Origin of the sequence: Coxiella endosymbiont of Ornithodoros maritimus (assembly GCF_907164965.1) — a bacterium.
Classification (GTDB): Bacteria; Pseudomonadota; Gammaproteobacteria; order Coxiellales; family Coxiellaceae; genus Coxiella.
On record NZ_CAJRAM010000039.1, the window covers coordinates 1 to 11858 of the forward strand.

The following is an 11858-nucleotide window of genomic DNA, read 5'->3' on the forward strand; positions in this document are numbered from 1 at the left end:
AACTTAACAGCATGCGCACAAAGCAACTCTTTCACGCTTTGTTCCGCCCTAAATAGAGCAAAAAATAACCTTGAATAATCTCGAACACCTTTGGACAATTTGCGCTCACAAGAATCTTTTACTAACTTCCGAGGACCATCTCGATTTAGCGTTCAACCGTAATCAACTCCTCGGTATACCGGTTGCCTTCAGTAATGAAGGCCGTGTTACTCTGAAGTACGAAGAGGTTGAGCAAATACTGGCTATTCGTAGTGAACCTGAGAGTAATTCGGAAAGGTTGAAGATGCGCAGCATACGATTAAGTGGAAAAATCGAGCCTAAATCAGCAGCCAGGATGGATAATAATTCAGGATGGATAATAATTCCGCAACCTCCTGATTATATAAATTTTTTCAAGTTAAAACAAGGGGTTAAAAATAAAGAACCCTTGAGCGGGAAACGAGATTCGAACTCGCGACCCCAACCTTGGCAAGGTTGTGCTCTACCAGCTGAGCTATTCCCGCCTCTAGATCAGCTATTATTACTGTTCGCGAGGCATTGTCAAGTCTGGCCAGGCAATCTTTAGATAAATGATCATGGTCCAGATGGTTAAGGCTGCGGCTATCCAAAGTAAAATAACGCCGCCCCACAGCAGTTCCGCTGGAAAGCCCGGCGCATATCCTATCAATAATATTAAAGCTAGCATTTGCAACAGAGTTTTGACTCTTGATAAGAGAGTGACTGCTAAACTTGTATGTTTGCCCAATTCAGCCATCCATTCGCGTAAAGCTGAAATAAGGATCTCTCGGCAGATGATAACTGCAGCGGGAACGGCTAGATAAGTCACGTAATTCTCACCAACCATCAAAACCAAGGCAGCACTCACCAATAGTTTATCGGCTACTGGGTCGAGGAAAGCACCAAAATCGGTCGTCTGCGAAAGGCTGCGCGCCAAATAACCGTCTAACCAATCCGTAATTCCTGCAACGATAAAAATAAAAGCGGCTACCGGATGCGTCCACCGAAAAGGTAAAAAATAAAAAATTCCAAAAATCGGGATAGCCGATAAGCGCACAAATGTCAGAAAAATAGCGATATTCATATGCTCGATTCTACGGCGATTCTTCGTAAGGTCAAGCTGCCCGCCTAAGTGAGAAAACAGGATAGTAATTCAAGGCGTACTGACGTATATTTTTATTCCAAAGGATCATCAATGTTTCACTTAACAGACACTTACACTGATCAATACCAACTGGCGATAGGATAAGTTTATTTCCTGAAGTGGAAAAAATCACTCTGCTGTCTTCGATTATTTCTTCCAAAAGTTGCCGTTTGAAGGAGACTGCGCTATTTTTGCGGACTTTTGGGGGGTCTACTTGCTATCCTTGAAAACCTTCGTTTTGATGAAAAAGATATTGAATTTTTTCATCGTCAAGTCCTCCATCCTGCATTTCTCAATTGTCTTAGGAATTTTCGCTTCACCGACACCATTTATAGCCTCCCGCGAAGGCTATGTGGTGTTTCCAACGTGAGCCATGTTGAGTGTAGAAGCGCCTTTGATTTAAGCACAGATTGTGGAAACGTTGCTATTAAATATCTTGAATTTCCAAACGCTAATCGCCACCAAAACCAGCCGAATACGCCAAGTTACCGAAGAGCGCGCCTTAGTCGATTTTGGATTTCGTAGAGCTGTCAGGCCTTGCAAGCTACTATGCCAGCCGCTCTGCTGTAATTGGCGACTTCGATGCGACAAGCCATGTAGCCACAGGAAGAGACTATGGCATTCCTGTCATAGGGACAATGGCGCATTCGTTTGTCCAAAATTATGACAATAAATTATCCGCCTTTCGCGATTTTGCTGAGGGGCTGTCCTAATGATTGCGTTTTGCTGGTGGATACCTATAACATGCTGAAAAGTGGCCTCCAAAACCCAATCAAGATCGCCAAAGCAAAAGCGATGGAAGCGCGCCGCTCAAAGGCTCAAAGGAATTCAGAGGCCAACGGTGATTTAACTTATCTGGCTAAGAAAAGCCGCCAGATGTTAGATGACGCGTCGTGACTCCTTTGGAAAAAGGATTAAGTACGATTTCAGGGATTGAGTCAATGAGCTCGGTAAGTTCTGCCGGTTCCAGAAAAATTATTATGCAATTTGCATTGACTCGTAATATTGATTTAGGAGCTCAAGATGTGCAATCGGCATTACTTCAAGTCGCTCGCCGTTTGCCGAGTCAAATGCCAGATCCACCGACTATTCGTAAAATGAATCCAGCCGATTAATCCGTATTATACCTAGCTCTGAGCGCTGATCACTTATTGATGACAAAACTAGATAATTTTGCAGAAAATTATCTCGCCCCCCAATTTATCCATGTTAAATGGAGTTGCGACGGTTAATGTTTTCGGCACACAATAATACACTGCTCGCATTCACCTTAACCCTAACGCTGTCAAAAGTCGTGGATTAAGTTTAGATGGCATTAAACAATCTATACAAGATTTAAATAGCAATCAAACCACAGGAACTCTACAAACCGATGGCTTTCATCACTTAATTAAGGTAGATGGCGGATTGGATAACGCGAAACAATTTAGCAATGCCATTATAAGTTATCAAAATGAGTCACCAGTGCGATTAAAGGATATTACCACCGTAAAAAATAGCATTGCGGATGATAAGGCGCTGACGGAATACAACAATAAACGCGCTATTGTTTTGACCATTCAGCGTCAACCGGGCAGTAAGTGTTTCGGTAGTAAATAAAGTGCTTAAATCGTTACCGGGCTTAAGCCAAAAATTGCCGGGTGATGCAAAATTGCAAGTAATCTACAACAAGGCGGTGTTTATCAAATCGGCTATTGATGATGTAGAATTGACGCTCTTATTTGCGGTCTTTTTGGTGACTGTTGTGGTTTATTTATTTTTTCGGAATTTTTCTTTGACAACTATCGCCGCTTTGTCTTTATCCATTTCTGTAATCACTACTTTTGTGATGATCTATTTACTCAGTTACAGCCTTGATAATTTATCGTTGATGGCATTGGTGTTAGCGGTGGGGTTTATTATCGATGATCCCATTGTAGTGCTAGAAAACATTGTGCGCTATATTAAGAAAGGAATGGATAAATTTACGACCAGTTTAAGGAACTCAAAAGAAGTCAACTTTACGGTCACAGCTATGACTATTTCATTGGTCTCTGTATTTATCCTCACATTCTTTATGGGGCATTGTTTGGTGATTATTCCATGAATTTGCTGCGGTTGTCGGTATTTCCATTTTATTTTCGACTTTTGTCGCGTTAACTTTAATTCCCATGCTATGTAACCAATTAATAAAGGAGAAATCTTCCCAAAAGGAGAAAAAACCGACTTGGTTTGGCCTATTTTTTGTAAAATATCACTCTAGTTATGGAGCGAGTTTACGCTGGGCATTGGACCATTATGGTATTTTGCTGAGTATTGCTGGCATTATTATCGAAGCGACTTTTCTGTTATTTTATTTACTCCCCAAAGGATTTATTCCATCACAAGATTCAGGAATGATTTTCAGCAGCCTAAAAGCTCCAGAATGCATTGATTATAAAAACTTTGTGACCGGACAAACTCAAGCTAAAAGCATTATTCAGCAAAATCCGAATGTCGCTGCGGTGGTTTCTTCCGTCGCTTAACGCGCCAATGCTTCCGCTAGCGCGAACACCGGCCATTTATTAATTAAATTAAAATCGACCTCTTAACGAAGAGCAAACACCATGAAAATTATCCAACAATTACATCATCAATTGCAATCGTTGCCTGGATTACGGATATTTCTGACGAATCCGCCGGCTATTAGCATTGGAGAAAAGACAATAAATAGTCATTAGCAATATGTGTTACAAGGGATGGATTTACAATCATTGGAAAACGCAACCCATGACATGCAAGCAAAGCTTAGTCATATATCTGGCATCAAAGATCTAGACAGCCTTACAATTAAATAATCCCGAATTACAATTACGTATTCTTCGAGATAAAAGAGCTACATTGGAGATCACCCCCGCGCAAATTGAATCAACCTTGTATGCAGCGTATGGTCAAGCCCAATTAAGCAATATCAAGCGTTTAGACGGCGATTATCAGGTAATTATGGACGTTGATCCCAAATGATCAGCATAGCACGGTTCGCTAAATAACTTGTCCATCAAATCTTCCACTGGAAATATAGTGCCTTTAAGCAATTTAGTCACGATGTCTTAAACTTCTGGTCTGCTAGCCATTAATCATTATGAGCAACTATCAGCCATTACATTATCTTTTAATTTACAACCTAGTTATTCGTTAGGAACTGTAACGGCTAAAGCCCAAGCCTTCGCTAAACAAACTTTACCCATTGATGCAAGTAGTAATTTTATCGGCACGGCTGAAAAATTCCAATAATCCTTAACGAGGCCGCCACTTTTATTAGATTTTACTATTTTAATCATTTATATGGTATTGGCGATTTTATATGAGAATTTTATTTATCCCATTAAATTTTAACCACTCTGCCTTTTTCTATTTTTGGTGCTTTACTGTGCTTATATATCTTTAATTAAGAGTTAAATATTTTTAACTTTATTAGATTTATTTATGTTGGTTGGAATTACCAAGAAGAATGGGATTATTATGGTGGGTTTCGCATTAGATGCCATGCGCAAATAGGGGTTGGACGCTAAACAAGCCATCCGTCAAGCGTGTTCGATTCATTCTCGTCCCATTATGATATGACAACCGTTTCAGTAATTATAGCAGCACTGCTCATCGCATTGGGCATCAGCGCTGGCGGGGAAACCCGCCAAAGATTTGGGATTTCTATCGTCGGCGGTCTTGTTTTTTCACAATTAATTACCCTGTATACGACCCCGGTGTTCTAGATTGTGATAGATAAGTTGTTTTCTAAAAAATCACCACAACTAGATAAATTGCCTTCTCCTGATCTCAACCCTTCCGAAGTTTTGAATCCCGATTGAGCAACGAGCTCTTCCCAGTCACTGATCATCAGCTATCGTGTAGATATGGCATGGCATAGTTCAGTTGACAGTTTGAAAACTCTCGGTACAATCAGTGAGTTCATGACGCGCGCCCGTAGCTCAGTTGGATAGAGTACCTGGCTACGAACCAGGCGGTCGGCGGTTCAAATCCGTCCGGGCGCGCCATTAGAGTCAAAATAGATTATAATCGACTGGTTGAAATTTTCTAAATTTTTCCCAAAAAATTTTCAAAAAACTGCAAAAGCCTGAGTGAAATATCGAATGTCGGTCCGTTAGGATAGCAAAAGAAATCGAGATCAAAGTTGCCTGCAAGATAGCCTCTCACATTAAAAATATTTTATAACTAATAAATTAGTTAACATTTGTTTGTTCTTACTTACTAAAGGTTCTATACAAACTAACTTTGTGTTAAAGTCCATTATAAATTTCAATATTAAATATATACAGGGAACATGAATCTTCTTCCTGTGGGTTGGAAAATTTTTCTATCAATCAGATTACCATTACTTGTAAGCGCTATCACTCTTACCGCAACAATGATAGCTCTTTTGCTTGTTATCGAGAAAAAATTGATCACCTAGAAAAGTATAATTTTTAAGAGCGTTTGTCAAAGCTAGAAGGTGTTTTTAGTATTTTATCTGTTTCTATTCTTGAAAGAAAAAGTTCTCTTACCCTCAATGAAAAGGTCGTTAATTACTTTTAGAAAGTGGCACCAAAAGGTTTGTAGATGATAATAAAGAAGAATTATTAGAAAAGCTAAAAACTTTAAAATGTCCTAGTGCTTATGATGTCCAAAAAAATTCTAAAAAAGTCATTGATTCTTTCAAAGATGATAAAAATTTATATCTTTAAAAGATTATACTTTTCAAAAGGGTTTGCCAATTGATATGATTCAGCTTGCCACTTCAATTTACTTACGAGATGTCGCTCTTCCTGAGTTTTGTTTTTCACTTCATCAAGTAGAAGATAAATCAATGGGTAAAAAAATAACTACTTATTTGTGATAAGCCTCATATTCCTAATTGCTAGACAACCCATGCTATCCGCGAAATACGTCAGGGAAAAGGCTTAACTTCAGTCGGACGTGTTTCGCGGATAGCTTAAAAGAAATTTTCAAATTTTTCTCATCCAATCCTTATCCTATACAAAATGAGACTGAAAAGAGCCTGTATTCCGTAGGTTCAGCTGACCATGGTATAAACGACTTGTCTGTAATAATTAGTACATCATGCGATAATGCAAGCTCCACATAATCCATAATGAGCCGCCGATCAATACGAACAGAATTATGATAGTGAAAATAAAAGGCATTAAATTCATTCTACTTTGTTCGTTTTTCGCATTCAGACGTAAAAAACAAACTACCTGGACGATAAATTGTATTAAAGCAGATACAAATATAATGGCCACCAGGGTATTTGCGGAAAAGGTTGAGTATATGACCGTCATAAAAGAAACTAAAGTTAGAATAATGCATAAGATCATCCCAACGATGTATATACTTAACTTTTTCTTACCTGTACCGTATGATTCTTCAGAAAGCATTGCGCTCATAAAATAGCTCCCATCAAATAGACGATGGTGAAAAGAAAAATCCAAACAATATCTAAGAAATTCCAAAACAGTCCGAGATAAACCATTCGCCTGGCGGTGTTTTTATTTATTTTAAGGATCGGCAATTGAATAATCATAATTAAGATCCAAAGTAGGCCCATTGTAACGTGAAAACCGTGCGTGCCCACTAAAGTAAAAAAGGCTGAAGCAGCACCACTCACAGTCCAACTGTATCCTTCAGCGCTTAGATGAAAAAATTCCATCACTTCCATAACGACGAACCCTGCGCCCAAAATGAAAGTGAGGATCAACCAAAAAATAACTGCTGATAATTTATTTTTATTAATTCCAAAAATAGCTAAACAAAAAGTAAGGTTACTGGCTAATAGAAAGAAGGTTTCGACTAGCACATATGGCAAATCAATCAAGGGCTTCAAAGGGGGGCCCACCGCGCCGGGATGGTGTAATACTAAAAAAGTAGCAACCAAGGAAGCAAACAAAATGCAATCGGTCATGATATAAAGCCAAAAACCGAAGACATCCGTTGCATCGGCGTTATGATGATGTTCGGCAGTGGCTGTGTCTACGCTCATGTTAATGACTCCTCATAATCTTGTAATTCAATTTGTTTGACAGTTTCTGCTTTAACATAATAATCGATGTCTTTACTAAAAGTTCGGGCGATTACGGTAGTAATAACGCCTACGATTCCAATAATGGCCGGAATCCACATGTGCCATACAACGGTAAAACCAAAAACACCCGCGAACATGGCAATAACAAAGCCGGCAGAAGTATTTCTAGGCATATGAATATCTTTATATTGAATATGCTTTGGGTTAACCCTTAAAAGACGCCCCCCCATCTTTGCCTTTTTCTTGTCCTCCCAATATTGATCTCGTTCTTCAACCTTGGGTATAAAGGCAAAATTATAAAAAGGCACAGGCGAAGCAACGGACCATTCAAACGTTCGGCCGTTCCAAACATCGCCTGTTTTATCCCGCAATTTATCGCGATTCTTTATGCTCACAATGATCTGAGCAATTTGCAAAAGAATGCCTATCATAATCAACGCAGCACCAATTGCAGCAACAACAAAATAAGGTTGAAGCGTAACATCAGCGTAATGGTTGAGTCGACGCATGACCCCCATCAGACCAAGCAGATAAAGTGGCATAAACGCCATATAAAAACCGGTCACCCAAAAAAGGAAAGACCATTGACCTAAGCGCTCATCTAATTGGAAACCAAACGCTTTAGGAAACCAATAAATTAATCCCGCAAAAAATCCAAAAAGCACCCCACCGATAATCACATTATGAAAATGCGCAACTAAAAACAGGCTGTTATGAACTTGGAAATCAATAGGAGGGATCGCCATTAACACACCGGTCACTCCACCGATCGTAAAGGTGATAAAGAAAGCGAATACCCATAAGATTGGCGTTCGCATAATAATTCTACCTTTATATATTGTGAAAAGCCAATTAAAGATTTTTACCCCGGTGGGTACGGCAATAATCATCGTCGCGATACCAAAGAAGGCATTCACATCCCCTCCACTTCCCATCGTGAAAAAGTGGTGAAGCCATACAATAAAAGATAAAAAGGTAATGGCAAAAGTGGCATACACCATCGTTACGTAACCGAATAATTTTTTCTGGCTGAAAGTAGCAACCACTTCCGAGAAAACGCCAAAAGCCGGCAAAATTAAAATATAAACTTCAGGGTGGCCCCATGCCCAAATTAAATTGATGTACATCATCATATTGCCACCGGCATATTGGGTGAAAAAGTGCATTCCCAAAAGGCGATCCAGCGTCAATAAGGCCAAGGAAACCGTTAAAATCGGGAAGGCTAACGCAATTAAAATCATGGAGCAAAACGTCGTCCAAACAAAAATCGGCATCCTCATAAAAGTCATTCCAGGACAGCGCATCTTCACAACCGTGGCAATAAAATTAATACTTCCCAGAAGGCTCCCCACCCCCGCGATCTGTAAGGCCCAAATAAAATAATCGACCCCTACCGTAGGACTATAATGGAGTTCTGAAAGTGGCGGATACGCTAACCAACCCGTTGCCGCAAAATCACCAATAACCAAAGAAACGTTGCATAACATTGCCCCCGCAAAGGTCATCCAAAAACTAAAGGAGTTCAGATAAGGGTAGGCAACATCTCGAGCGCCGACCTGCAAAGGCAGGACAATATTGGCCAGTCCAAATACTAATGGCATAGCTACAAAGAAGATCATAATAACACCATGCGCGGTAAAAATTTGGTCGTAATGTTGAGGCGGCAAATAACCCATATTGGCACCCGCAGCAATCGCTTGTTGCGAGCGCATCAAAATAACATCCGAAAAGCCTCGGAGTAGCATCACGCCAGCCAAAAGAACGTACATAATGCCGATTTTTTTATGATCGACGGAAGTGATCCATTCATGCCAGATATAAGACCATTTTTTGGTAATGGTAATGGTGACTAGAATACCGACTAAAATTACTGCCATAAAAACCCCCGCCCACATAATAATCGGCGTGTGAAGGGGAATAGCATCCAGTGTTAATTTACCAAAAATAAGTTTTTCTAACATCGTTGACCCCTTTTTAATTAATTTAATCACTCTGAGGAATAACCCAATGCCTGGGGATCCTCGTGGTTTGCTTATATTTCATGATTATTTGCGGAAATAAATTAGGCGCTACGGATGAAAAATACCGCACAGAATCTTTTGTAGAAGGCTGAATCAGGTTTTGATAAAGTTTAAGTGTTAGTTGTTCCTTGGATTTCTTAGCTTTTTCAAACCAATGCTGCAACTCATCAGGCTCGACGACTTTCACCTTAAAACGCATATCCGAAAATCCATCGCCGTTATATTGCGTATCAAGTCCCCAATAGTTTCTCTCTTTTAATGCAAGCAAATGCAACCTGGTTCGCATGCCGGCCATGGTATAAATTTGACTTCCTAACTCCGGAATAAAAAAAGCGCTCATCGGAACGTTATCGTTCGTAAACCAGAATTCGATTTGCTGCTCTTTGGGGAGTTCTAGGTAATTAACCGTCGCAATATTTTGTTCCGGATAAATAAAGAGCCACTTCCAAGGTAAGGCCACTGCCTGAATTAACAGCGGTTTGCCCGGAACGTCTATCTTCCGATAAGGGTCTAATTTATGAGTTAAGCTCCAAGTCATAATTCCCAAAATTATAATAATTCCGCAAGGCACCCCCCACCAGATGGTTTCTAAAAGGACGCTGTGCCCCCAGTTAGGTTTGTAGTCCGAGGTTTTATGTCCCGCCCGATAGCGAAAGATAAAAGTAAAACTTATAATAAAAACAGGGATGACTACAATGAGCATTAAAGCCAGTGAGTCAAAAAAGAGCTGCCTTTCTTCAAACGAAATAGTCCCCTCAGGATGCAGAATGCCACCACCCCTTAAAGAATGACAGCCTACCAAGCTTAGCCCTGCGACAAGGACGCCAACAAATAGCAAAAACTTTAGTATATTTTTTAAATATTTATTAGGATTTACCCAATTTTTTTTGATCATTGTATTCCCGCTGGGTACGGTTTAACCAACTATTGGTTAAAGAAAGTACTTTTTTCCGCACTAATATACTGATAATATTCTCTAAAGCCAATAGTAAAAAGGGGCTTACAGGCAGGTAAAAAATGTCATATATCATTTTCGCTCGTTGGTTTGGACTCATTTCTGTTATTTTATCTCTAGGCATCTTATTCAACTTAGACGATGCAGCCGTTATGGCGAGAAATATGCTGCATAGCGAATCGGGTTATATCATGGGCGGTGTATTGCCCATTATTTTTGGCTCTTTAGCTTTCATGCAACACAATAATTTCGCACCAACTTGGCAAATCGTTGTCACGATAATTGGGCTTTTTATGTTAGGTATTGGCGTTTTTCGGGTAATTTTCGTGAGTGCTTGGAAAAGGCTCATCCAAGAGCATTTAGATAAAATACCTTTTCTCTTTAGCCTCTTTGGACTTATCTTGGGTTTATTACTATTATATGTAAGCTTTTTTGCACCAATAGTGGCTTATCACACGCAATAAGGTCTGCTTACAATTCGCTAAGCTGAGCCAGATAGACATCTTAGGTCTTATCAATTTTTCAAGCAATCCATATTGGACCTCTAGTTTAATCAGCTCAACATCGTTTTTAACGCCCAGTTTTTCAAATATGCGATAGCGGTGAGAATTCACGGTCTTTCCAGTAATATGTAATTGCTTGGCAATCGCCTTCGCTTTTTTGCCTTTTGCCAACAAGAGTAAAACTTCCATCTCTCGATCGCTCAGCTTTTTAAAAGGTGAAGTCGCGGCTGTTGTTGTCTTACTCAAAGCAAGACGATTGGCAATGGCGGAGCTAATATAACGCTGACCCTTATACACTGCCCGAATTGCCTGCTCCAATTCTGCTGTATCACTGCTTTTCGTAATGAACCCCCTCACACCCACTTCCAACAATCGCATCGAAAGCAGATCTCCTTCCATCCCTGTCACCATAAGTATCTTGATAGTGGAGTCACGACAAAGAAACTTTCTTGAAAGCTCAAGTCCATTCGTATCTGGTAATTGGAAATCAAGGGTTAATTGGAAATCAAGGGTAATTACATCCGGTTTTTTGTCACGCCTTAGTTTTAGCCATTCCTCTCCTGTCCCCACCTCTCTCACAATTCGAACTCCGTTGATTTCCTCAAGCATTAACCGCATAGCTTGACGAATTAACAGATGGTCTTCAATTAGAAGAACGGTAATCACTTATTCTCTCGGCTTTTTGCGTTTCTAAATCGATATATTCATTCATGTTGCTCTCAATGTTAATTCTATTAAAGGATTACCGTAATCTAAATGATCCATTCGTCCGCCATACTAATCTCCCTACGGGGTGAATCCAGCATCTTAACTCAATAACCAATTTAATTTAATTAAAATATCTTTCCCTAGATCTGAGAACCTCTATAGAAAAATACCCCTCACTACTGAAATTCAAATTATTTTTGAGAACATGGGAACTTTTTACGACCCCCAGCTATGAATATAACGCTTCACAGTATTCTTATTATGCCCTTAAAAATTATTGTAAACTTTTTTATTTTAAATCGCATCATTGTTACTAATTTTTTGCACACGACAATTTCCGATCATAGATAGTAATTTTTTAAAAATTGATAAGAATTTTAATTAAATTATTTGTTTATCAAAAAATATTCGTTTATCAAAAAATGTCGTGCGCGAATAAAATTTCCTCTATACATGACGAAAGCAGTTCAGTTGATGAAATAGTGAGAAAAGCTGC

The 11858-nt window shown here is 39.4% G+C and carries 14 protein-coding genes, 2 tRNA genes and 2 pseudogenes; 9 read left to right on the forward strand and 9 right to left on the reverse strand.

Features of this window, described 5'->3' with window-relative positions:
* Positions 1-430: 430 nt before the first annotated feature.
* Both OWO34_RS04705 and pgsA read right to left on the reverse strand, forming a co-directional pair.
* A tRNA-Gly gene (locus OWO34_RS04705) sits at positions 431-503 on the reverse strand.
* A gap of 17 nt (positions 504-520) precedes the next feature.
* Complete coding sequence (pgsA, locus tag OWO34_RS04710) at positions 521-1081, reverse strand: CDP-diacylglycerol--glycerol-3-phosphate 3-phosphatidyltransferase (RefSeq protein WP_267256719.1); 561 nt, start codon at positions 1079-1081, stop codon at positions 521-523.
* Between the two features lie 111 nt (positions 1082-1192).
* Here pgsA and pncB point away from each other — a divergent pair.
* The 6 genes and pseudogenes from pncB to OWO34_RS04740 form a co-directional block, all read left to right on the forward strand.
* A pseudogene (pncB, locus tag OWO34_RS04715) lies at positions 1193-2032 on the forward strand (nicotinate phosphoribosyltransferase); the annotation flags it as partial.
* Positions 2033-2082: 50 nt separating this feature from the next.
* Entirely contained in the window at positions 2083-2256 is a 174-nt protein-coding gene (locus OWO34_RS04720) for an efflux RND transporter permease subunit (RefSeq protein ID WP_267256720.1), read from the forward strand.
* 199 nt (positions 2257-2455) lie between these two features.
* Positions 2456-2740 carry an efflux RND transporter permease subunit gene (locus tag OWO34_RS04725; RefSeq protein WP_267256731.1) on the forward strand — a complete coding sequence of 95 codons (285 nt, stop codon included), beginning with the start codon at positions 2456-2458 and terminating at the stop codon, positions 2738-2740.
* 1 nt (position 2741) lies between these two features.
* Positions 2742-3227 carry an efflux RND transporter permease subunit gene (locus tag OWO34_RS04730; protein WP_267256721.1) on the forward strand — a complete coding sequence of 162 codons (486 nt, stop codon included), beginning with the start codon at positions 2742-2744 and terminating at the stop codon, positions 3225-3227.
* Between the two features lie 25 nt (positions 3228-3252).
* The gene (locus OWO34_RS04735; RefSeq protein ID WP_267256732.1) at positions 3253-3645 is read left to right on the forward strand and encodes an efflux RND transporter permease subunit; all 393 of its coding nucleotides are present in this window, start codon (positions 3253-3255) and stop codon (positions 3643-3645) included.
* A 355-nt stretch (positions 3646-4000) separates the two neighbouring features.
* The gene (locus OWO34_RS04740) at positions 4001-4123 is read left to right on the forward strand and encodes a hypothetical protein (protein WP_267256722.1); all 123 of its coding nucleotides are present in this window, start codon (positions 4001-4003) and stop codon (positions 4121-4123) included.
* A gap of 164 nt (positions 4124-4287) precedes the next feature.
* Here OWO34_RS04740 and OWO34_RS04745 read toward each other — a convergent pair whose 3' ends face one another.
* Entirely contained in the window at positions 4288-4440 is a 153-nt protein-coding gene (locus OWO34_RS04745; RefSeq protein WP_267256723.1) for a hypothetical protein, read from the reverse strand.
* Between the two features lie 279 nt (positions 4441-4719).
* On the opposite strand from OWO34_RS04745, the gene OWO34_RS04750 reads away from it, so the two are divergent.
* Both OWO34_RS04750 and OWO34_RS04755 read left to right on the forward strand, forming a co-directional pair.
* Complete coding sequence (locus tag OWO34_RS04750; RefSeq protein ID WP_267256724.1) at positions 4720-4869, forward strand: efflux RND transporter permease subunit; 150 nt, start codon at positions 4720-4722, stop codon at positions 4867-4869.
* 205 nt (positions 4870-5074) lie between these two features.
* Positions 5075-5151: transfer RNA gene (locus OWO34_RS04755), tRNA-Arg, on the forward strand.
* Between the two features lie 1053 nt (positions 5152-6204).
* Here OWO34_RS04755 and cyoD read toward each other — a convergent pair.
* From cyoD to OWO34_RS04780, 5 genes are read right to left on the reverse strand one after another with little or no spacing between them, the layout of a single operon-like run.
* Positions 6205-6540, reverse strand: a complete 336-nt coding sequence (cyoD, locus tag OWO34_RS04760; protein ID WP_267256725.1) for a cytochrome o ubiquinol oxidase subunit IV — start codon at positions 6538-6540, stop codon at positions 6205-6207.
* Positions 6537-7133, reverse strand: coding sequence for a cytochrome o ubiquinol oxidase subunit III (gene cyoC, locus OWO34_RS04765; RefSeq protein ID WP_267256726.1), 597 nt, complete (start codon positions 7131-7133; stop codon positions 6537-6539). The genes cyoD and cyoC overlap by 4 nt, the downstream gene beginning before the upstream one ends.
* Positions 7130-9136: a cytochrome o ubiquinol oxidase subunit I gene (cyoB, locus tag OWO34_RS04770; RefSeq protein WP_267256727.1), complete on the reverse strand. Its 2007-nt coding sequence runs from the start codon at positions 9134-9136 to the stop codon at positions 7130-7132. The genes cyoC and cyoB overlap by 4 nt, the downstream gene beginning before the upstream one ends.
* Before the next feature lie 22 nt (positions 9137-9158).
* Positions 9159-10091: a COX aromatic rich motif-containing protein gene (locus tag OWO34_RS04775; RefSeq protein WP_267256728.1), complete on the reverse strand. Its 933-nt coding sequence runs from the start codon at positions 10089-10091 to the stop codon at positions 9159-9161.
* On the reverse strand, positions 10063-10227 hold the full coding sequence (locus tag OWO34_RS04780) for a hypothetical protein (protein ID WP_267256729.1): 165 nt from the start codon (positions 10225-10227) through the stop codon (positions 10063-10065). Before OWO34_RS04780 ends, OWO34_RS04775 begins: the two co-directional genes overlap by 29 nt.
* Here OWO34_RS04780 and OWO34_RS04785 point away from each other — a divergent pair.
* Positions 10214-10615, forward strand: coding sequence for a hypothetical protein (locus tag OWO34_RS04785; RefSeq protein ID WP_267256730.1), 402 nt, complete (start codon positions 10214-10216; stop codon positions 10613-10615). The genes OWO34_RS04780 and OWO34_RS04785 overlap by 14 nt on opposite strands.
* A gap of 40 nt (positions 10616-10655) precedes the next feature.
* Here the strand turns inward: OWO34_RS04785 and OWO34_RS04790 are convergent.
* Positions 10656-11320 (reverse strand): annotated as a pseudogene (locus tag OWO34_RS04790) (LuxR C-terminal-related transcriptional regulator).
* Between the last annotated feature and the right edge of the window lie 538 nt (positions 11321-11858).